This window comes from Methanococcus mangrovi, assembly GCF_054506835.1.
In genome coordinates, this window is sequence record NZ_CP197114.1 from 1,321,722 (window position 1) to 1,341,848 (window position 20,127).

Annotated in this window: 21 protein-coding genes and 1 other RNA gene; 15 read left to right on the plus strand and 7 right to left on the minus strand. The window is 33.3% G+C overall.

All coding sequences use genetic code 11. From position 1 onward, the window contains the following. The first annotated feature begins 8 nt into the window (after nucleotides 1-8). From ACS5L2_RS07105 to ACS5L2_RS07125, 5 genes are all read left to right on the plus strand, one after another. Nucleotides 9-686 carry an energy-coupling factor ABC transporter permease gene (locus ACS5L2_RS07105; RefSeq protein ID WP_459201318.1) on the plus strand — a complete coding sequence of 226 codons (678 nt, stop codon included), beginning with the start codon at nucleotides 9-11 and terminating at the stop codon, nucleotides 684-686. Next, complete coding sequence (locus ACS5L2_RS07110; protein ID WP_459201319.1) at nucleotides 686-982, plus strand: energy-coupling factor ABC transporter substrate-binding protein; 297 nt, start codon at nucleotides 686-688, stop codon at nucleotides 980-982. Before ACS5L2_RS07105 ends, ACS5L2_RS07110 begins: the two co-directional genes overlap by 1 nt. A gap of 12 nt (nucleotides 983-994) precedes the next feature. Further along, entirely contained in the window at nucleotides 995-1,768 is a 774-nt protein-coding gene (gene cbiQ, locus ACS5L2_RS07115; protein ID WP_459201320.1) for a cobalt ECF transporter T component CbiQ, read from the plus strand. A gap of 62 nt (nucleotides 1,769-1,830) precedes the next feature. Beyond that, nucleotides 1,831-2,667: an ATP-binding cassette domain-containing protein gene (locus ACS5L2_RS07120; RefSeq protein ID WP_459201321.1), complete on the plus strand. Its 837-nt coding sequence runs from the start codon at nucleotides 1,831-1,833 to the stop codon at nucleotides 2,665-2,667. A 2-nt stretch (nucleotides 2,668-2,669) separates the two neighbouring features. After that, nucleotides 2,670-3,155 carry a MogA/MoaB family molybdenum cofactor biosynthesis protein gene (locus ACS5L2_RS07125; RefSeq protein ID WP_459201322.1) on the plus strand — a complete coding sequence of 162 codons (486 nt, stop codon included), beginning with the start codon at nucleotides 2,670-2,672 and terminating at the stop codon, nucleotides 3,153-3,155. A 34-nt stretch (nucleotides 3,156-3,189) separates the two neighbouring features. Here the strand turns inward: ACS5L2_RS07125 and ACS5L2_RS07130 are convergent, their stop codons facing one another. Next, nucleotides 3,190-3,993 (minus strand): mechanosensitive ion channel family protein, encoded by an 804-nt coding sequence (locus ACS5L2_RS07130; RefSeq protein WP_459201323.1) that lies wholly within the window; start codon nucleotides 3,991-3,993, stop codon nucleotides 3,190-3,192. Between the two features lie 123 nt (nucleotides 3,994-4,116). Between ACS5L2_RS07130 and ACS5L2_RS07135 the strand changes: the two genes are divergently transcribed. Together ACS5L2_RS07135 and ACS5L2_RS07140 are read left to right on the plus strand one after the other, a co-directional pair. Continuing rightward, on the plus strand, nucleotides 4,117-5,514 hold the full coding sequence (locus ACS5L2_RS07135; protein ID WP_459201324.1) for a lactaldehyde dehydrogenase: 1,398 nt from the start codon (nucleotides 4,117-4,119) through the stop codon (nucleotides 5,512-5,514). Nucleotides 5,515-5,559: 45 nt separating this feature from the next. Then, on the plus strand, nucleotides 5,560-6,936 hold the full coding sequence (locus ACS5L2_RS07140; protein WP_459201325.1) for a TldD/PmbA family protein: 1,377 nt from the start codon (nucleotides 5,560-5,562) through the stop codon (nucleotides 6,934-6,936). Between the two features lie 39 nt (nucleotides 6,937-6,975). Here the strand turns inward: ACS5L2_RS07140 and ACS5L2_RS07145 are convergent, their stop codons facing one another. Continuing rightward, nucleotides 6,976-8,673, minus strand: a complete 1,698-nt coding sequence (locus ACS5L2_RS07145; protein WP_459201326.1) for a bifunctional NADP phosphatase/NAD kinase — start codon at nucleotides 8,671-8,673, stop codon at nucleotides 6,976-6,978. A gap of 88 nt (nucleotides 8,674-8,761) precedes the next feature. Between ACS5L2_RS07145 and pstK the strand changes: the two genes are divergently transcribed. Continuing rightward, on the plus strand, nucleotides 8,762-9,529 hold the full coding sequence (gene pstK / locus ACS5L2_RS07150; RefSeq protein ID WP_459201327.1) for an L-seryl-tRNA(Sec) kinase: 768 nt from the start codon (nucleotides 8,762-8,764) through the stop codon (nucleotides 9,527-9,529). Between the two features lie 3 nt (nucleotides 9,530-9,532). Here pstK and ACS5L2_RS07155 read toward each other — a convergent pair whose 3' ends face one another. Further along, nucleotides 9,533-10,801, minus strand: coding sequence for an amidohydrolase (locus tag ACS5L2_RS07155; RefSeq protein ID WP_459201328.1), 1,269 nt, complete (start codon nucleotides 10,799-10,801; stop codon nucleotides 9,533-9,535). 33 nt (nucleotides 10,802-10,834) lie between these two features. Next, nucleotides 10,835-11,392 (minus strand): orotate phosphoribosyltransferase, encoded by a 558-nt coding sequence (gene pyrE / locus ACS5L2_RS07160; RefSeq protein WP_459201329.1) that lies wholly within the window; start codon nucleotides 11,390-11,392, stop codon nucleotides 10,835-10,837. Between the two features lie 106 nt (nucleotides 11,393-11,498). On the opposite strand from pyrE, the gene ACS5L2_RS07165 reads away from it, so the two are divergent. Further along, nucleotides 11,499-12,839, plus strand: a complete 1,341-nt coding sequence (locus ACS5L2_RS07165) for an S-layer protein (protein ID WP_459201330.1) — start codon at nucleotides 11,499-11,501, stop codon at nucleotides 12,837-12,839. An 87-nt stretch (nucleotides 12,840-12,926) separates the two neighbouring features. Next, a complete protein-coding gene (locus tag ACS5L2_RS07170; protein ID WP_459201331.1) occupies nucleotides 12,927-13,529 on the plus strand; it encodes a DUF366 family protein in 603 nt (200 codons plus the stop codon). Nucleotides 13,530-13,539: 10 nt separating this feature from the next. Here the strand turns inward: ACS5L2_RS07170 and ACS5L2_RS07175 are convergent, their stop codons facing one another. Continuing rightward, entirely contained in the window at nucleotides 13,540-14,538 is a 999-nt protein-coding gene (locus ACS5L2_RS07175) for a TIGR01212 family radical SAM protein (RefSeq protein ID WP_459201332.1), read from the minus strand. Between the two features lie 79 nt (nucleotides 14,539-14,617). Between ACS5L2_RS07175 and pheS the strand changes: the two genes are divergently transcribed. The 3 genes from pheS to ACS5L2_RS07190 are packed head-to-tail and all read left to right on the plus strand — an operon-like array spanning nucleotide 14,618 to nucleotide 17,404. Continuing rightward, nucleotides 14,618-16,123 carry a phenylalanine--tRNA ligase subunit alpha gene (pheS, locus tag ACS5L2_RS07180; protein WP_459201333.1) on the plus strand — a complete coding sequence of 502 codons (1,506 nt, stop codon included), beginning with the start codon at nucleotides 14,618-14,620 and terminating at the stop codon, nucleotides 16,121-16,123. A gap of 22 nt (nucleotides 16,124-16,145) precedes the next feature. Continuing rightward, nucleotides 16,146-16,625: a DUF3236 domain-containing protein gene (locus ACS5L2_RS07185; RefSeq protein ID WP_459201334.1), complete on the plus strand. Its 480-nt coding sequence runs from the start codon at nucleotides 16,146-16,148 to the stop codon at nucleotides 16,623-16,625. Continuing rightward, entirely contained in the window at nucleotides 16,622-17,404 is a 783-nt protein-coding gene (locus ACS5L2_RS07190; RefSeq protein WP_459201335.1) for an SAM-dependent methyltransferase HcgC family protein, read from the plus strand. The genes ACS5L2_RS07185 and ACS5L2_RS07190 overlap by 4 nt, the downstream gene beginning before the upstream one ends. A gap of 8 nt (nucleotides 17,405-17,412) precedes the next feature. On the opposite strand, the gene ACS5L2_RS07195 is transcribed toward ACS5L2_RS07190, so the two are convergent. Both ACS5L2_RS07195 and ftsZ read right to left on the minus strand, forming a co-directional pair. Beyond that, nucleotides 17,413-17,925, minus strand: coding sequence for a transcriptional regulator (locus ACS5L2_RS07195; protein ID WP_459201336.1), 513 nt, complete (start codon nucleotides 17,923-17,925; stop codon nucleotides 17,413-17,415). 40 nt (nucleotides 17,926-17,965) lie between these two features. After that, nucleotides 17,966-19,063: a cell division protein FtsZ gene (gene ftsZ / locus ACS5L2_RS07200; protein ID WP_459201337.1), complete on the minus strand. Its 1,098-nt coding sequence runs from the start codon at nucleotides 19,061-19,063 to the stop codon at nucleotides 17,966-17,968. Between the two features lie 192 nt (nucleotides 19,064-19,255). On the opposite strand from ftsZ, the gene ffs reads away from it, so the two are divergent. Then, nucleotides 19,256-19,570: signal recognition particle sRNA (gene ffs, locus ACS5L2_RS07205), an RNA gene on the plus strand. Between the two features lie 56 nt (nucleotides 19,571-19,626). After that, the gene (locus ACS5L2_RS07210; RefSeq protein ID WP_459201338.1) at nucleotides 19,627-20,118 is read left to right on the plus strand and encodes a YfcE family phosphodiesterase; all 492 of its coding nucleotides are present in this window, start codon (nucleotides 19,627-19,629) and stop codon (nucleotides 20,116-20,118) included. Nucleotides 20,119-20,127: the final 9 nt, after the last annotated feature.

The window sequence follows — 20,127 nt, forward strand, 5'->3', positions numbered from 1 at the left end:
GTGATAAAGTGCACATTATGGAAGGTTTTTTACCTCCGATGTGGGCTGCATTCTGGTTCGTACTTTCCGGAATTGTCGTTATATACGGAATAATCCAGTTAAATAAACTAATAAACGATAAACCTGAAGTTAAACCTACATTAGCCCTCGCAGGAGCATTTATGTTCATATTAAGTTCGCTAAAACTTCCTTCAGTTACAGGAAGCTGTTCACACCCGACAGGTGGTGGACTCGGTGCAATTATGTTTGGTCCTGCAATTACAGCAGTACTTGCAACGATTGTATTACTGTTCCAGGCAATATTACTTGCACACGGTGGATTGACCACATTAGGAGCTAACATATTTTCAATGGGTATTATGGGCCCAGCAATTGGTTATTTAGTGTTTAAATTGTTAAAAGGAAAATTAAATATCACATGGGTTGTTGTACTCGCTGCAATATTTGCAGACTGGGGAACTTACGTTACAACGTCAATCCAGCTTGCGTTAGCATACCCAATACCGGACTTTGCTACTGCTGTTTCAACTTTTGGAGCAATATTTGCAGTAACACAGATTCCACTTGCAATTATGGAAGGTCTTTTAACAGGCCTTATCTGGGATTACATCATGAAATTGAGACCAGACCTTCTCGCAAAACTTGGTCTTATTGACCCGGTAAAAGCTGAAGGAGGTGCTGAATAATGGAATTTAAACACGTTATAATGATAATCGGAATTATAATTCTTACATTAGCACCTTTGATCATGTATTCCGGTCTTGGTGAAGATGAAGGCTACTTCGGTGGTGCAGATGACAGTGCTGAAGGAGTAATCGCTGAACTTGACCCCTCATACGAACCATGGTTCCAGCCATTCTGGGAACCTCCAAGTGGGGAAATTGAAAGTCTCTTATTTGCGCTTCAAGCTGCAATAGGTGCCATAATTATAGGATACTTCTTTGGTTACAACAAAGCCAAATACGATGCTAAAAACCAGTAAAAAGGTTAAAACATGACGAACAGTACGTTAATTGATAACATTGCAAACTATAACAATTTAAAGTCAGTTAATTCTACTTTAAAGGTTATTTTTGCAATTTCATCACTGCTCGTCTGTGTTTTTTCTAATAACTTTATCGTACCTCTTTTAATAACTATTATAATGAGTTTTGTAGTTATATTTGCTGCAAAAATACCTAAAAATATTTATTTAAAATTATTGGCAGTTCCCGTTGGTTTTGGGATTATTACATTTGTTATGATGGCTTTTTTATTTGGAACTGATGTTTACACGTCGTTTGATTTTTTTGGAATTACAGTTAATTTACTAAAAGACGGATTTAGTCTTGGACTTTTAACATTTTTTAGAATGCTTGGCGGAGTATCCTGCACCTTATTTTTAGCACTTACAACCCCATTTACGGAACTTTTTTGTATTTTAAAAAAGTCTAAAATGCCAAAAAACATGCTTGAAATTGCAATGATGATGTACCGCTACATATTCATACTTTTAGACGAAGCTTTGACAATGGAAAACTCCCAAAAAACAAGACTGGGCTACAAAAACTTTAAAACTTCATACCATTCGCTTGGATTATTGACTGGAAGTTTGTTCATAAAATCACTTGATAAAGGAGATGTAATATATAATTCACTTAATTCAAGAGGATACGACGGAAATTTAATGTTTTTTGGAGATATTACCCATCCAAGAACTTTTTCTGTTGCACTCGTTGGCGTGTTTGAATTGTTATTAATATCCTTAAATTACATTAAGATAATTTAAAGCCGCGATTTCAAATTTAACTTTTTTATACTTTTAAGAATATATTCATCTAAGGTGATTTAATGGCGATTTTGGAAACAAGAGATTTAAAGTATTCTTATCCTGACGGAACTGTCGCACTTAACGGAATTAATTTTAAAGCTGAAGAAGGCGAAATGATAGCAATTTTAGGCCCAAATGGTGCTGGAAAATCCACAACATTCCTTCATTTTAACGGAATTTTAAAACCAAGTGAAGGTAGCGTAATTTTAAAGGGCGAACCAATAAAATATGATAACAAATCGCTTTTAACTGTTAGAAAAACTGTTGGAATCGTATTTCAAAATCCTGATGACCAGCTTTTTGCACCAACTGTCGAACAAGACGTTGCTTTTGGGCCGATGAATCTTGGACTTTCAAAAGATGAGATTGAAAAACGAGTAAAGGATTCATTAAAAGCAGTGTCAATGGAAGGGTTTGAACGAAAACCACCTCACCATTTAAGCGGTGGTCAGAAAAAAAGAATCGCTATTGCAGGAATTTTAGCAATGAACCCGGAAATTATTGTTCTTGATGAACCAACTTCAGGACTTGACCCGATGGGGGCATCCCAAATCATGAAATTACTTTATGACTTAAATAAAAAAGGAATAACAATAATTATATCCACTCACGACGTAGATTTAGTCCCAATATACGCAAATAAAGTTTATTTGTTAAATAAAGGAAAAATTATTACAGGCGGAACTCCAAGGGAAATCTTCAGTGACTCTGAAACTGTCAGAACTGCAAATTTAAGGTTGCCAAGAGTCGCGCATTTAATAGAACTTTTAGAAAAAGAAGATAAACTTGGAATAAAGATGGGTTACACCATTGGAGAAGCTAGAAACAACATAAAAGAGTTTATAAGAGGGGAATAAACATGCACGAACGGATTTCGGAAATAAAATATGCCGTAATTACAGTAAGTGACAGCAGATTTAATGAAAAAATTGCTGGAACTGAAATAACTGATAAATCTGGGGATTTTTTAAAAAGTGAATTGAATGCAAAAATATACCATTTAATTCCAGACAATAAACTGATGTTAGAAGGATTAATTGAGCATATTATCGAGTTTACCGATGTTGATTCAATTGTTATCACAGGCGGAACCGGGCTTTCCAAAAGAGACATCACTGCTGACGTTGTAAAAAATTTATACGAAAAAGAACTTGACGGCTTTAAAGTGGTATTTCATAATTTAAGCTATGGCGAAGTAAAATATTCAACAATCCTTTCGAGAGCATCTGCCGGGATTTATAAAGGAAAAGTTATATACTCACTTCCAGGTTCAATCAATGCCTGTAAAACCGCGCTTGATATTATTAAAACTGAAACCGGACACATTATCGGCCATATACAGTAGATATAAACTAAAAAAAGTTATAAAAAAATTATTTTTAATACTTGTGGACATGAATGTCCATCTGTGGGAACGGTATTTCGATACCTTCTTTTCCGTATTTTTCATAGATTCCTTTTGTAAGGTCTCCTTTTACGGCCCAGTAGTCGCCAGTTTTTGTCCATGCCCTAAGCTGTAAATCGATAGAAGAACTTCCAAGACCTGTTACAACTACTGCGGGTGCAGGGTCGTTTAATACCTTTTGGTGTTCTGAAATCGTTTCTAATGCTTTTGATAGCGCAACTTCTATATTTTGACCATAGCTAACTCCAACAGCCACATCTACTCTTCTTATGTCCATTCTCGTGTAATTGGTTATTGGACTTCCCCAAACTAACTTATTTGGAATTGTAATAACTACATTATCAGGTGTTAAAAGTTTCGTTGCCATTATTCCAACTTCAACAACTTTTCCAGTCATTCCGCCGATTTGAACCGTTTCTTCCTTGTCAAGTGGTTTCATAACTGCAATCCAGAGTCCTGAAGTTAAATTTGTAAGGGTGTCTTGAAGACCAAAACCCAAAATTAAACCAAGTGATGCTGAAAGTCCTAAAATTATTGACCCTGTTTCAACACCAAATACGCCTACTGCAAGCAGTATCACAAATATATAAAGTATAGCACTAAATAGCTTGATAATAAATTCAGATACTAATTCTGGAACCTTGCTTTTTTTAGCGCCGCTTTCTAAAAGCCCAGATATAATTCTTACCGCAAAATATCCGAGAACAAGTATCAAAACTGCTTTTAGTATTAAAATTAAGTTTATAGACATGCTGTAGCCCATTGCTGAAATCAGCATTTTATCCCCTCAAAAAATATCGATACTTTAAATTATTGATTTTTTAAATATATTAAACAGTCGCTAAAATTTATAACAGATTACGCATTAATATTATTCAATTGAAATTGCAGGTGTGATTTTATGTTTATCGATGGAAAATGGATTCTAAGGGAAGATATTGATGTTTTTGATCCTTACACTCTTGAAAATATTGAAAAAATAACTGCACTTGATAGGGAAGAGACAAAAAATGCAATTGAAATTACAGAAAATAATAAGGAAATAATGAAAAATTTAAGCCCTTCAAAAAGGTACAATATATTGATGAAAATTGCAGAACAGATTAGCTTGAAAAAAGACCTTTTTGCAAAAACAATTTCTGTTGATGTTGGAAAACCAATAAAACAGTCAAAAATAGAAGTAGATAGAACGTTAACTGCTATTAGACTTTCTGCATTCTATGCAAAGGAACTCCGTGGAGAAACGATTAATTCAGAAAACGGCTTAATATTTACTAAAAAAGAGCCTGTTGGAGTTGTTGGTGCAATAACTCCATTTAATTTTCCATTAAACTTGGCAATACATAAAATCGGCCCTGCAATTGCCACTGGAAATTCAGTTATATTGCACCCCTCATCAAAAGCACCTATTGCTGCAATATATCTTACAAAAATCGTTGAACACGTTTTAAAGCAGGTGCATGTTCCAATAGGAGTATTTAATCTTGCAACAGGAAATGGAGACATCGTTGGGGACGAAATATCGAAAAACGACAAAATAAACATGGTTTCATTTACTGGAAGTGTTGAAGTTGGGGAATCAATATCAAAAAATGCAAAAATGAAGAAAGTTGCACTTGAACTTGGTGGAAATAACCCCATGATTGTATTAAAAGATTCTGATATTAAATTAGCTGCAAAATCAGCTGTCAAAAGCAAATTTTTAAATGCAGGACAGGTCTGCATCTCGGTTGGGCAGGTACTCGTTGAAGAAGATATTATAGAAACTTTTACAAAATATGTTATCGAAGAAACTAAAAACCTCGTGTTGGGAAACCCGCTTGATAATAATACCGATGTTGGCCCACTGATAAGTCCTGAAAGTGCCTTAAGAATTGAAAATTTAATAAAAGAATCCGTAAATGAAGGTGGAGAGTTATTAATTGGAGGAAACAGGCAGAACAACTTAATTTCTCCTGCCGTAATAAATATCAATGAAGAAAACATCCTGTCAAAAATTGAAACATTTGGGCCAGTACTTCCAATATTAAAAGTAAAAGATAGTGAAGAAGCGGTAAATATCGCAAATAATTCCCAATACGGGCTTCAAGCTGGCGTATTTACAAATGATATAAATAAAGCGATGAAAATTGCAGATTCATTAGAATACGGCGGAATAATGATTAACAGTAGCCCCACATTTAGAAAAGACAACATGCCCTTTGGGGGGGTTAAAAAAAGCGGTCTTGGAAGGGAAGGTATAAAATATACGGTTGAAGAAATGTCTGAAATTAAAACAATTGTAATTCATAACATTTAATTAAAAATAACAATTTATGTAAATTATTACTAACTTGGTGAAATCGTGAGTTTTTTAAACGACCTTGATTTAAACATTGAAAAACTTGAAAAATTGCTTGAAATCGGAACTTATGCAGATTTAAGAATTATTTCTGGAGAATCCAATAATATCATTCAAAAAGATGGAATTATTGACGAAATTTCTTCGGGAATGTCTTCAGGGGTAATTGTAAGGGTGCTTGAAAAAAACGGCTGGGGTTTTGCAACCTCAAATAATGTTTCACTGAAAAATATCGAAGAAATAATCAAAAAAGCATATGAAATGGCAAAAATATCAAATATTCATACTAAAAAATCGATTGAATTAAAAGAAATCCCAATAATTCAGGACAGGACAAAATCAGATGTAAAAATTCATCCAAAAGATATTTCAATTGAGGAAAAAAAGGAATATTTAAAATCAACACATGAAAATATGTCTGGAGAAAAAATAGTCAGCACTTCAGTCAGCTACAGCGATGGAGAAGGCCATTCTATTTTGATGACCAGTGAAGGAACAAGAATTGAAAATGAAAGTGTTAAATCTCTTTTAAGGATGACTGCAATTGCAAAAGACGGAACATTACAGTTTGCATTTGATAGAATCGGTGGAAATGGATTTGAAGTAATTAAAAATGCAAAAATTGAAGAAATGGCTAAAAATACTAAAGAGCGAGCAGTACGACTTTTAACCGCTGAAAGTTGCCCAAAAGGAACTTTCAACGTTATATTAGATCCTGAACTTGCAGGAGTATTCATTCACGAAGCCGTTGGACACGCTGCAGAAGCTGACCTCGTTTTACAAAACGACAGCGTATTTTTAGACAACCTCGAAAATACTGTTGGAAGCGAAGAAGTAACTGTGATCGATGATGCAACAATTGAAAAATCATTCGGACAGTACAAATACGACCATGAAGGAGTCAAGGGCGAAAAAACTACTTTAATTGAAAATGGGGTTTTAAAAGGGTATTTACACTCAAGAGAAACTGCTGGAAGACTTAACATGGACGTTACAGGAAATGCACGAGCCGATGGATTGAATAGGCCCATTGTCAGAATGAGTAATACATACATTAAACCGGGTTCATGGAAATTTGACGAACTCTTGGAAGATACAAAAACAGGAATATTTTTGAAAGGTTCAAGGGGAGGTCAGGTTGATACAGGAAAAGGATTGTTCCAATTCAACGCTGTTGAAGCCTTTTTAATTGAAAATGGAAAATTAACAAAACCACTAAGAGATGCAGGACTCAGCGGTGAAATTTTAGATATTCTACACCATATCGATGCAGTATCCGATGAATTTGAATTAAGCGTTGGATACTGCGGAAAAGGTGGACAGAGCGTTCCTGTAGGTGACGGGGGAGGGAGTGTTAGAACAAAAGCTACACTTTCATAAAATAAAAATAAATAAAAGAATAAAACTAAAAAAATATTTTTACATTAAACTTAATCTTTTTAACTTGTTGTAAAAGTTATCTCCTTTTACAAAGTATGCATTTGATTCAGATTTTCTCAAAATTATTTCATCGCCTTTTTTTGCCTCAAATTCTATGTTTCCATCAATTACTACAAGCGTAGATTTTTTTAAAAGTTTTATTTTTATTTCTGAATTTGCATTCACAACTAAAGGCCTTGATGAGAGTTTAAATGGGCATATCGGAACAACTACAAACCCTTCAACTGTCGGTTCGATTATTGGCCCGCCCGAACTTAAAGAATATGCCGTAGACCCGTTTGGAGTTGAAACAATTATCCCATCAGCCCGCACATCCTCTACAAGATTTCCATCGATGTATACTTCAAAATGAAGCATTTTTGCAGGATTTTTCGTCGTAATCACGACTTCATTTAAAGAATCGCTTAATATCTGCTGTTTTCCATCCAAAAGCTTTGCAAATCCCATGAGTTTTGTTCTTTTCTCAACCTTGTAGTTTCCACAGATTATAGATTCTATTGCAGAAAATATCTCGTCTTTGTTAAATTCGGTTAAAAATCCAACGGTACCCATGTTTATACAAATCATTGGAATTTCGTTTCCTTCAATCTTTTTTGATGCCCGAAGTACTGTTCCATCCCCTCCGATGGATATCATGTGGGATATTTCCTCGATATTTGAAATGATATTGCATTCTTTATCTAAACGATTCTTTAACGCATCGTAAGTACCGCTATCGAGTGCGTATCTAATTCCTTTTGAATCTAAATATTTTATAACATTATGTGCAACTTCTATTGATTCTTCATTATCGATTCTTGAAATTATTCCAAAGTTAGTCGGTTTAATTCTCCAGCGGTTTCCAAATATTCCAACAAGCTTTTTATGGAGAGTTTTGTTTGAACAGATAACTGAAACCTTTGAATTAACATCAAGGTCAAGATTTACTTCCTGACCGTTTTTATCAGTTACAAGTCCTCCCGCTTCCTTGATTATAACATATCCTGCCGCAATATCGCAGAGCCTCGTTGTTTCATTCACATTGATAAATGCATCGAGTGCACCTTTTGCAACATAACACATCTCAAGAGCAATTGATCCAAAAAGCCGGATTCGCCTGAATCGTCTATCTTTTATAAATTTAAGAGTATCTAAAGAAATATCGTGTGCAAAAAGACCTATCGAAGAATCTTTTAAATTTGATGAATTCGAAATTGAAATTGATTTTTTTTCGCCTTTTCTCAAAAAATACGCGCCTTTTCCTTTTTCGGCGTAATAGGTGTCGCCTGTTGCGATATTTCTAACTACGCCCACTTCAAGGTCTTCCATTTTAAGATTTTTTATTAATTTTTCAAGATTATCTGTAAATTTATCGATTCTCCCGATTGCAATTGCTGCAGAGTAAAAAGGAATGTCTTTTAAAGAATTATATGTTCCATCGACAGGGTCAAGGACTATAACATATTCTGGTTTGTTACCTATTTTTTTAAACCCGATTTCTTCACTTATTAAAATTGCTGAACAGAATTTTTCTATCGAGTTTATAGCAACGTTTTCCGCGATTAAATCTATTCTCTTTGTAGGAGTTCCGTCTGCCCCGATTTTGACAACTTCGTTAGATTTTTCCCATCCAATCAAAGGTTTAACACTTTTTTCGATGTCTTTGGCAATGTTTAAAGCCATGTTTAACATGTCCATTTTTTCACCAATAGTACTTAACTATTAATTATTATATATAAATAACAAAAAACACAAAATTAAAATAAAAACTAAATTACGGTGAACAATGCTAATTATCTTGATTGGCCTTCCATCAGTTGGAAAATCAACGTTTTCAAAAGCAATTTCAAAAAAGATGGCTGAAAAAAATATTGATAACATCATACTTGGAACAGATTTAATTAGGGAAAGTTTTCCTGTTTGGAAGGAATCTTATGAAGAATTTATAAGGGAGTCTAACAATTATTTAATAAAAGAAGCACTTGGAAACAAATTCAACGTTATTATAGATGATACAAATTATTACAATTCAAAAAGACGGGATTTAAGGAATATTGCAAAGGAATGCAGTACTAATTACGTTACAATATACCTTAAAGCGCCTTTGGAATTACTTTTGAAACGAAATGTTGAAAGAGGACAAAAAATTCCAAATGAAGTTATAACAAATATGTACGAAAAGTTTGACACTCCTGGAACTAAGTATGCATGGGATTTGCCGGATATTATAGTAGATACAACTGAAAAAATAAATCACGATGAAATTTTAAATGAAATTTTAGAAATAAATGAAAATAAAAATTTAAAAATTGAAGAAGATAATATTTCAAAATCAGAACTCGTCGAAAGTAATTTACAAAAAATCGATAACATTACAAGAAATATCGTTGGAAATTTAATAAAAACCGGAAAAATCGATAAAAAAGATATAAAAATAGTTTCTGAACTGAGAAAATCTTTTTTAAAAGATTGTAAAAAAATTGAATCTGGAAATTTAGATTTTGAAAAAATTGAAAGATATTTTTTAGATTATTTAAAAGAAAATTTAAAATAAAAATTAATTTGATAGCTCAAAGTATGCTTCTTCTGCAATTTCATAAACTTTTTCTTCATCAATATTAACCATTTTTCCATCATTTAACACGAGTTTACCATCAATCACTACAGTATCAACTACACCGTTGAATGAATAAACTAAATGCGATTCGATATTTTCTTTTGGCGTTAAATAAGGCTTTTTCATGTTGATAAGTACAAAATCAGCAAGTTTTCCTTCTTTTATTTCTCCAGAATTGATATTGAGTGCTTTTGCACCGTTTTTAGTTCCAAACTCAAAAGCTTCTTTTGCAGTTACTGCAACAGGGTTTAAATTTACTCCTTTGTGTATCAAAGCTGCTGCTTTTATTTCTTCAAACAAATTCATGTTGTTGTTACTTCCACAGCCGTCAGTTCCAAGAGTTACAGGGATATTGTTTTCAAGTAATTTTAAAACTGGAGAAACTCCTGATGCTAATTTTAAGTTACTTACAGGATTGTGAGCTACAAAAATATTTTTTTCTTTCATTATTTGAATTTCTGAATCACTCAAATGAACACAGTGTGCACAGATTGTATTAACTTCATTAAAAAATCCAAATGAATTTAAGTATTCAAATGGCCTCATTCCTGTTTTTTCCACGACCTGATTTATTTCATCTAATGTTTCGTTCATGTGAATGTGAATTGGAACATCGAATTCTCTTGCAAGAGCGTTTGTATTTTCAAGTAATTCTTTTGAACATGTGTATGGCGCATGTGGTCCAAGTGCTCCAGTAATTCTTGAATTATTCAAGTTTTTAATCATTTCAAGAGATTCTCTCGCAGTTTTTAATTCTTTTTCTCGTTTTTCTTCGTCAAACAAATCAATCATTCCGTATGCAATTGTTGATCGAATTCCTGTTTCAGCTACTGCTTTAATTATCGAATCAAGGAAAAAGTACATATCATTAAAAGTAGTTGTCCCGCTTTTAATCATTTCAATTGTTCCAAGAAGGGTTCCTGCGTAAACTATTTTTTCATTTAACTTTGACTCCATTGGCCAGATGTGTCCGCTTAACCATTCCATTAACGGGATATCGTCTGCAACTCCTCTGAAAAGAGACATTGGAACGTGAGTGTGTGTATTTACAAGTCCTGGAATTAAAACACAGTTTTTTCCAGCAATTATTTCTGTTTCATCTTTTGAAACTTCGGAAATTGAAATATTTCCAATTTTTTTAATAATATTTCCTTCAACAAGCAAATCCTGCTTTTTTCCATTAATATTTGCATCTTTTACTAAAATCATGAAAATCTACCTAAAATTTAAAATTATTTATAATTATTTAATAAGTCCAAGCTCTTCTATTGTAACAAGAGGAACTAATTCAACGTTATTTTCTGCCAAATTCTCTTTTGCGCCTTCCTGCCTGTCAACAATTACGTAAATTTTTTTAACGTGTCCCAAAGCTGCCCTTATCTCATCTACTGCTTTTGAAACGCTTCCACCAGTTGTTGTAACATCTTCCATTACGATTACATTGTCGCCAGGATTTAATTCTCCTTCAATTTTATTTTTAGTTCCGTATTCTTTTGCCTTTTTTCTAATTATTAAAAGGTCTTTTTCTGTTTCCAAAGATACTGCTGTTGCAATTGAAACTGAACCGAGTTCTACTCCTGCAATTTTTAAATTTTCAGTATTTTCGTTTGAAACATAATAATTTACAAGTTTTGCAGCTGCTTTTAAAACTTTTGGGTTTGTTGTAGCCTTTTTAATATCTACATAATATTTACTCTGCTTTCCAGACGCTAATGTAAAGTCACCAAACTTCACGCAGTTTACATCTTTCAATAAACTTATCAATTCATTTTTTAAACTGAGTTCTTCCGCTGTTATCAAAAATATCACCTTATAAACCAAACAAAAAAGTAAACTATAAATGCTATTTGAATATTATATTAAGGTAGTAGATATATCTTTTCTCAAAAAATTTCATGGTGATTGGATGAGTGCTCCCTGTAAATTAACAGCACTGTTTATTTTAACTGTACTCTGCACCCTACCTATAACTTATGGTATGGTTGTAGACGATCCCCTAATTGTAGTAAACAGCGAAAAAGTTGATAAAGAATACGCAGAACTCCTAATGGATAAATTTTACACAAAAAGAACGATAGGAGTAAATTCAGACAAAGAAATTGTAGTTAATGAAAATATAATTTACAATGTTCCAGCGATTGATGAATTTGAAATTAACGACGGTAAGGGTAAGTTATATGTTAAATTCACTAAAGACGGAGAGAGTGTAACATACAAAACCTTCGAATATGAAGAAGAACTTGAATCCAGTGATGAAGGTGATGAAGTAACTTTTATGGGAAAAACCTATAGGATACTCGAATACGAATCTGGAAAAATAGTTCTTGGAAATACTATTGAAGATTTTGAAACTTCTGACGAATTTACTTACGATGGATATACCATCAAAGTAGTGGCAAGTAATTCAGATAGCGAAATAATGGTTAGCGTATACAAAGGAAGCAGTAGAGTTGACAGCTTAAAAATGTATCCTGATGACAGCTGTACAATATCTGGTTCAAGTCTTTCGTTATATTACGATGAATATTTATTAAGCGGGGATACACCTTACTTTTTCTTTGAACTTTCAGAATCCCTTGAACTCGAAGATGGAGAATCTTTTGAGGATAACGGGGAATTTGATGTTGAACTTGATGATAAATTGATAACTTTAGACTACAATAGTCCAAAAAGTTTATCTCAAAACTTTAATCTATTAAATTATAATGTAAATCTTGAAGATGCAAGTGCGGAAGACCTAACTGTATTTTTCACAGTAACACAGACTGAAAGCTATGAATATGACATGGATGAAGGTACAAAATACTTTGGAAATAACATATTTGCCGTAAAAATAGAGAATGATGAAGATGACGATGATGACGATGAATTATATCTCTATAAAAATAATAAGCAATATAGTGAAATTGTCGATTATCAGGGTTCAGTTCAATTAGTTGACCAGGACGATTTATTAAATGCTTCATCTGACCTTATTTTGATTGGTGGACCGGTTTCAAACAAAGTAACCAATACTATTCAGGACAAATTAAGTGTTGAAGTTTCAAATGATTACCCTGGAGAAGGAAAAGGAGTAATTCAAACAATTACAAATCCGAATAATAAAGAAAGTACAATATTAGTTCTTGCAGGATCAGATAGGGAAGGAACTAAAGCTTGTGTTTTAGCACTTAATCAGGGCCTTTACAGCGGAACTGGTACCTTAATGGTAGAATTAACCGGAGATAACAGTGTAAGAGTTATCTAATCTTAGAACCTAACGGTTTCTTAACATTTATTTATAAATATTATTTTTATTCTTTCTTTGAATGAAGAAAGAAAATTTGGTGGTTTTATGAAAAAAATCGATTTTGATACAATTTCTGCAATTATTTTAGAAGAATTTAAAACATATACTGGAAAAGAAATTGAACCTTTGTGGGCATTTAAAACGTTTGACGTTCAAAAAGATAGCATTGTTGGATTTATCGGTCCAATGAGTGTAAAAATAGAAAATATGAAAGATTTAAAAGATGTTAAAGAAGAAAAAGATATAAAAATACCAATACAGTCTTCAAAAGCCATTAATTTTATAGTTGAACATTTTGACAGTCCTGATTTGAAAATGACTTATTTAAGACAGAGAATTTTAGTTTCTACCGCAAAAGAAGTAATTGAAAATCATAGCAATTTAAAATTGAAAAAATCTGGAGATGACCTCTACTTTAACGAAAAAAAATTATCTGTCTGCATTGCCTGTAGAGGAATTAGTTCTGGAAAAATTCACCTTGGAATAAATGTAAAAAGTGATGGTGTTCCGCCGCACGTTTCTGCAGTCGGCTTAAATGATATGGAAATTGAAAATACTTTTGAAATTATGGAAGAAATTGCAAAAATTTACGCAGAAGAAATGTCAAAAATTGAAAAAGATATTAGAAAAACACTTCCCCTGTATTAAGGGATTAATTTTATTTTTTATATTTTGAACCCTGTTTTGTTTCCCTTTTATCCAATAATTTTGATACCTCACTTAAAATTCTGAGCCTTTTTAAAGACCATTCAGGAGATATTTTTATTTCATCAGGTACTTTGTCCTTTGAAACCCTTTGAATAATTACATACGGGGATAGATGCTCTAAAAAATCTGCAACAAGGGATACATACTGTTTTTCATCAAGTGATTTATATTCCCCTTTCCAGTATATCGCTTCAAGTTCGGTATTTTCAATGACAACGAGTGGGTAAATTTTTAATGCATCAATTTCTAAGTCAGATAAAATTTTTGCAGTTTCCATCATCATGTCCCAACTTTCATTTGGAAGTCCTAAAATTATGTGACCGCATATTAAAATTCCCCTTTTTTTACATTCTAAAAGAACCCTTCTTACATCATCTGACGAATGTTTCCTGTTTAAAAAATCGAGAGTTTTGTCATGCATGGTCTGGACTCCAAGATCTATCCAGATTTCATATCCCTGTTTTACGTAATCTTCCAAAATATCGAGTTTTTCATCTTCGAGGCAATCCGGTCTCGTACCAATCGAAATTCCAATAACATCATCAAAAGAAAGTGCAAAATCCCATAATTCTTTTAATCTTTCCGGTGTTCCGTGAGTGTTTGTTCCGGGATAAAAATAAACATAAAATTTTTCGATTCCTTTCTCTTTATTTCTCTGTATCTGATGTTCAATCTGTTCTTTTAAAGAATATTTAATATTGCAATACTCAACACTTATCGGCCTTCCCATTTTAGGGCAGAAGATACATCCTATTGTGTCAATTGTTCCATCTTTGTTCGGACATGAAAATCCTGCATCAACTGCAACTTTAAACGTCTTGTAACCTTTATCGCGCTTTACGTAAAGACCATACTGGGCTATTGAATAACCATCTTCGTAAATTTCATCGATAATATTTTTATCTATTGAACTACTACTATTTCTGTAAATTTGAGCGCCCCTATTCATGAAACCACCAAAAACTAAATTATAGGATATATTAAATAATTGGTATTTATATGGTTATATGTTCATAAAGGTGAAAATGATGGAACTTCATAACGACGAAAAAAGATTATTGAAGGCATTTCAGGATTCTGATAAAAGAATAATGGATTTAGAGGAAATTTCAAAATACATTGAAAAAGAAAAAGTCATGAGAGCAGCATTTTGGCTTTCTGGACGAGATTTTCTTGAAATTATTGAAAATAAAAACAAAATCTGTGAATTGACTGAACTTGGTAAAAATTCCATTGATTTTGGACTTCCAGAGAGAAAAGTTGCAAATTACATCAAAGAAAATAATTTAGAATCAATCCCGATAAAAGACCTCTCAAAAATACTTGAAAAAGACGAAACAGGGGCTGCACTTGGAAATTTAAAGAAAAAAGAATTAGTTACTGTTGATAAAGGCAATATTGTATTTAAAAATTTAGATTACGAAGATACTGAAGAAGAATTTTTAAAAAAAGTTTTAATTACTCCTGATTTATCAAAATATTCAGAATACGAAGTTAAAATAATTGAAAACCTGAAAAAAAGAGGTTTTTTAAAAATAAACGATGTAGTTGATAGAAGTTTTGAAATTAAAAATGCAGGAATCGAATTTATTAAAAATCCAATAGAAATAAAAGAGGAAATTACACAGCTTACAAGGGAAATGATTGTAAGCGGAAAATGGAAAGATTATACAATCAGACCTTACGATGCAAAAATTCCTACTGAAGAAATCTACCCTGCAAAAGCGCACCCGATGTCAAAAATAATTGAAGAGGTAAAAGAAGTTTTGATATCGATGGGATTTAAAGAAGTGAAAAGCCAGATTGTCCAAACGGAATTTTGGAACTTTGATACATTATTTGAACCTCAAGACCACCCTGCAAGAGATATGCAAGATACATTCTTTGTAAAATACCCAAATACGGGAAATGTTCCAAAGGACTTGCTTGAAAAAGTAAAAGGAATTCACGAATGCGGAACAATTGGTAGTGAAAAAATTTCAAAAGGCTGGTGCTACAAATTCGATGAAAATGTTTCAGGAAGAACAGTTTTAAGAACACACACGACTGTTTCATCGATAAAATATCTCGCATCCCTTTCAGAAAGCGAAAGAGAAAATCCACATAAAGTATTCTGCATTGACAGGGTATTTAGAAACGAAACAATCGATTACAAACACCTTCCAGAATTTTACCAGTGCGAAGGAATTGTAATGGCAGAAGATGTAAACTTTGACAACCTCGTCGGAGTTTTAAAAGAATTTTTAAGGAAATTAGGATTTGAAAAAGTGCGAATAAGACCTGCATACTTCCCATTTACAGAACCATCCCTTGAAGCTGAAGTTTACATGGAAGGAAAAGGCTGGCTCGAACTTTTGGGTGCAGGAATATTTAGACCAGAAGTTTTAGAACCATTTGGAATTAAAAAACCTGTTCTTGCATGGGGTATTGGTTTAAGCCGTCTTGCAATGTTAAGACTTGGACTTACAGATATTCGTGAACTTCACAAAAACGACATGGAATGGCTTAAAAAAACGGTTATAAGCGAAAAATAAGTTTAATCGTGAGAGGGTTTTTATGAATATTGAAGAAACCGTTAAATGTGCATATGAAGAATCACTGAACAATGCGCGCTTTGGTGACAAAATTGAAGAAATTCACACCATACAAAACACGATAAAGCTTTCAAAAACTGTCGTTGTAGCAACAAGCAATGACAAAAAATTTAAAGTAGTATCCGATATTATTTCAAAGATTACGGATGCAAAAATATCAATGCTCGACATCCCCACGAATTCTGCGGATTTAACACGGATGCCTGCATTAAACAAGGGATTAATTGCAGTGGATTCTTCAAATGCGGATTTAATAATCACGAGAGGACGGCTCGGTATTCCAGGTTCGGGGTCACTTCTTCTTATCATGGATAAAAAAGGAAGAATTCTTACAGGGTCGGTCTCTCCTTCATCTATTATTCATAAAAATCCTATTGAAAAAACTGTAGAGTTGGAATTAATTAATGCTCTTGAAAGAGTCGGTATTGTGGTGAAAAAATGAATTATGGAATTACCGAAAGCGTAAAAACTACCCGTTCAAAAATAAGGATAAAAGATATTGTTTCAGATGTTGTAGAAAAAAAGGCAAACGCGATTAAATACTTCTTAGAAGGAGAAGAATTTAAACAGGCCATTGTCTTTGGTGCTTATCTTTCAGGAAGCTATATTGCATACACCCTTTTAAAAGACTGTGATGAAGTTATTATCGTTGACATCCAGCCTCACTTAAAGGATATTTTATTTAATGACGGAATAAAATTTATGGATTTAAACAAATTACAGCTTGAATTAAGAAATGGAACTTCAATAAACCCTGATTTAGTACTTGATTTAACAGGTCTTGGAGGAATGTCCCCAGATTTAATTTCCAAATTTAACCCGAAAGTCTTGATTGTGGAAGATCCAAAAGGAAACCACGACAAAGGAATATCCAAAATAGACAATACCAACAAAAGACTCTGTACCGGCACTAAAAAAGGAGTTTTAAAAACTTACAGGTCATCAAAACTCTCAAAAACCTCTGGAACTATGACCCTTGTTGTTGATATAATCATGGATTCATGCAGGGAAATTAATGAAATAGATGGTGTTTTGTACACGATTCCAAATTTAAAATACTTTGAAGGAACCGTTTTCCACGAAAAAAACGTAAAAAAGTTTTTAACTGAATTGAACATGCCTGCAATAACAGTAAGCTCAATAGACCATGTTGAATACGAAATTGAAGAAACGCTTTCTAAAAATATTTCAAGAGTAAATTCTTTCGTTAAAGAAATCTAAATCTTTTTTTAAATCTTTGAAACAACAATTTCGAGTGCTTCCATAAAAGCTTCTTTTTCCGCGATAATAACTGCAACTGGAATCCTTACGACCTTTTCAATACTCGTACTTACAATTGGAGCACAGACTATCGCTTTAACTCCTTCCCTTTCGGCATATATCGCTGAAACAATGCACTCTTCAAGCGTACTTGCAGGGTATTCTTTTAAAAGGTAAGTTTTTCCGTTTATTTCTACCCGTTTTTTACTTATTTTATTAAGTGAAGGTCTTGCCGCAATCAGAGCTATTTTTTCTTCGGAAGAATCATCTTCCTCAAAACTTTTTATGGTATTTATAATCTTTTTAAGAGTAGATACTCGAAAATCCTTTTCATTTGCGATTTTATAAAGTGTGCTGTACGGGATATCTGATAATTCAGAAAATTCCTTTAGGGGAACGTCTAATTCAAGAAGAATCTTTTTAAACTCGTCCGTAAACTTATCTGAACCCACACTCAATAAAAGTCGTTCATACGCTCGCATAGGTCCCCACCTGAAAAAAATAAAAAAGAAAATTGTTAAATTATACGATGTAATCAATTCCAAGAGAGCCTTTGGCTTTATTGGCTGAATTTGGAATTATTTTTTGATGGGATTTTCCACCGCCAATTATATTTGGAGACTTGACTCCCGTAATAATTGCCATTACCCTTATTGCACCATCCATTGAAGGATCGAGCCTTGCACCCCAAATAACGTTAGCATTTATATCCATACTACTTGTAATCCCTTCACCAATCCTGTTAGCTTCACCAAGAGTTAAATCAGGACCGCCAGTTATGTGTATTAATGCGCCAGTTGCGCCTTTGTAGTCTATATCTAAAAGAGGGCATTGTAATGTATCTTTTACAACTTTGTCTACCCTGTCGCCCTTTGTATCAAAGTCAACTTCACCAACACCAATCATTGCAACTCCACCGTTTGTCATAACCGCTTTGACATCTGCGTAGTCGATATTAATCAAGCTTTTTAATGAAATTGTTTCAGTAATTCCTTTGACTGCCTGAGCAATAATTTCGTCAGCTACCCTGAACGCCTCGTTCATAGGTAAGTTTGGAACAAAATCAACAAGCCTGTTGTTGTCAATTACAATAACAGTATCACAACATTCAGTAAGTCGTCTAAGACCCTCATCTGCTTTTTTAAGTCTTGCTCTTTCGATTTTGAATGGATAGGTTACAACACCAATAACTACTGCACCATTTTCTTTTGCAATCTCTGCAACTACTGGAGCGGAACCTGTTCCTGTTCCTCCACCCATTCCTGCAGCAACAAAAATTAAATCTGCACTTTTTATAACATCTTCAAGAACGTTTTTAGCAAGTTCCGCGGATTTTTTTCCAATTTCTGGGTATCCTCCTGCACCGAGACCTCTTGTAAGAGTTGAACCAATTAATATTTTTTTATCCGCATTTATGTGCTCCAAATGCTGTTTATCGGTATTTATCGCAATGGTTTCTGCACCTTCGATACCAATTTCACTTAACCTGTGAATTGTATTGTTTCCAGCACCACCACATCCAACAACAAGAATTTTTGCATTTCCAAAATCGTCTTTTGACATTTGGGCGTTATATAATTCCTCATTATTTTTGGACAAAGCTTCTTTTACAAGTCTCATAGTAATCCTCCAAAGCGGTGAAGATGATTGTGTAAATTACATTTAGTAGTATGTTAACAGTCAAAAAATTGTTTTTACTAAATATATTCCCTCTTTTATGCTATATAATAGTTTTTATATAGTTTTGGTATTCTTAGAATATCATTTATTAATTATTATCGTAAGGTATATAAATATAAACACTTAAACCTTGATGTGGCTAGGCTGGGAAGTTAGGCGTTTCCTGTAACTCGAAATCGCCTTTGCGAGAGCCGAAAACTTGAGGGCGGTTTTAAATTCTGTCATTCATTCCCAATTTTTGTGTAGACATTTCGTCCTTTGGGGTAAGATGGAGGAGGAACCTTTTTTGGAAGAAAAAGACAAACCTCCCTTATCTTTCGAACCCCGTCAGGCCCGGAAGGGAGCAGCGGTAGAAAGAACTTCAACGCTCATAGGGTTGCGGAATCGAGCAGGAATTGGGGTAAAATGGGTTTCAGGGTTTATTACTCACCTCAAGGAGGCCACTTTTTATTTTTAAGAGATTTTTACAGATATTTAGTTTTCAAGTTTTTTCAAGGTAAACAATGATTATCGGACTGATTTCAGATACACACATTCCAGAAAGGGCCAAAAAACTTCCGGAAAAAATTTTTGAACACTTTTCAGACGTGGATTTAATAATACACTGCGGTGATGTAACGTCTGAATCCGTTTTAAACGATTTGAAAAAAATCAGCGAAATTTTGGTTGTTTCCGGAAATATGGATTCTATAAATTATCCAAAAGAACAGGAATTAGTTGTTGAAAATTTCAAAATAGGAATAATTCACGGAAACCAGATTCATCCAAGGGGCGATACATTAAAAATGAAGTATCTGTGCCTTGAAAAAGGATGGGACATTCTAATTTCTGGACACACCCACGTTCCGATGATAAAAGAAATAACTGTTGAAAATAAAAAAATATTACTTTTAAACCCGGGAAGCCCAACTGTTCCAAGATACCCGTTAAAAACGATTATGAAAGTAAAAATAGAAGATAAAAAAATTAATGCAGAGTTAATTCCAATAAAATAAAAAAATGTA

Excerpts from the sequence above, each read along its gene's own strand:
- ACS5L2_RS07110 (WP_459201319.1), top strand. The coding sequence starts at position 686 with ATGGAATTTAAACACGTTATAATGATAATCGGAATTATAATTCTTACA.
- cbiQ (WP_459201320.1), top strand. The coding sequence starts at position 995 with ATGACGAACAGTACGTTAATTGATAACATTGCAAACTATAACAATTTA.
- ACS5L2_RS07120 (WP_459201321.1), top strand. The coding sequence starts at position 1,831 with ATGGCGATTTTGGAAACAAGAGATTTAAAGTATTCTTATCCTGACGGA.
- ACS5L2_RS07125 (WP_459201322.1), top strand. The coding sequence starts at position 2,670 with ATGCACGAACGGATTTCGGAAATAAAATATGCCGTAATTACAGTAAGT.
- ACS5L2_RS07130 (WP_459201323.1), bottom strand. The coding sequence starts at position 3,993 with ATGCTGATTTCAGCAATGGGCTACAGCATGTCTATAAACTTAATTTTA.
- ACS5L2_RS07135 (WP_459201324.1), top strand. The coding sequence starts at position 4,117 with ATGTTTATCGATGGAAAATGGATTCTAAGGGAAGATATTGATGTTTTT.
- ACS5L2_RS07145 (WP_459201326.1), bottom strand. The coding sequence starts at position 8,673 with ATGGACATGTTAAACATGGCTTTAAACATTGCCAAAGACATCGAAAAA.
- pstK (WP_459201327.1), top strand. The coding sequence starts at position 8,762 with ATGCTAATTATCTTGATTGGCCTTCCATCAGTTGGAAAATCAACGTTT.
- ACS5L2_RS07155 (WP_459201328.1), bottom strand. The coding sequence starts at position 10,801 with ATGATTTTAGTAAAAGATGCAAATATTAATGGAAAAAAGCAGGATTTG.
- ACS5L2_RS07165 (WP_459201330.1), top strand. The coding sequence starts at position 11,499 with ATGAGTGCTCCCTGTAAATTAACAGCACTGTTTATTTTAACTGTACTC.
- ACS5L2_RS07170 (WP_459201331.1), top strand. The coding sequence starts at position 12,927 with ATGAAAAAAATCGATTTTGATACAATTTCTGCAATTATTTTAGAAGAA.
- ACS5L2_RS07175 (WP_459201332.1), bottom strand. The coding sequence starts at position 14,538 with ATGAATAGGGGCGCTCAAATTTACAGAAATAGTAGTAGTTCAATAGAT.
- pheS (WP_459201333.1), top strand. The coding sequence starts at position 14,618 with ATGGAACTTCATAACGACGAAAAAAGATTATTGAAGGCATTTCAGGAT.
- ACS5L2_RS07185 (WP_459201334.1), top strand. The coding sequence starts at position 16,146 with ATGAATATTGAAGAAACCGTTAAATGTGCATATGAAGAATCACTGAAC.
- ACS5L2_RS07190 (WP_459201335.1), top strand. The coding sequence starts at position 16,622 with ATGAATTATGGAATTACCGAAAGCGTAAAAACTACCCGTTCAAAAATA.
- ACS5L2_RS07195 (WP_459201336.1), bottom strand. The coding sequence starts at position 17,925 with ATGCGAGCGTATGAACGACTTTTATTGAGTGTGGGTTCAGATAAGTTT.
- ftsZ (WP_459201337.1), bottom strand. The coding sequence starts at position 19,063 with ATGAGACTTGTAAAAGAAGCTTTGTCCAAAAATAATGAGGAATTATAT.
- ACS5L2_RS07210 (WP_459201338.1), top strand. The coding sequence starts at position 19,627 with ATGATTATCGGACTGATTTCAGATACACACATTCCAGAAAGGGCCAAA.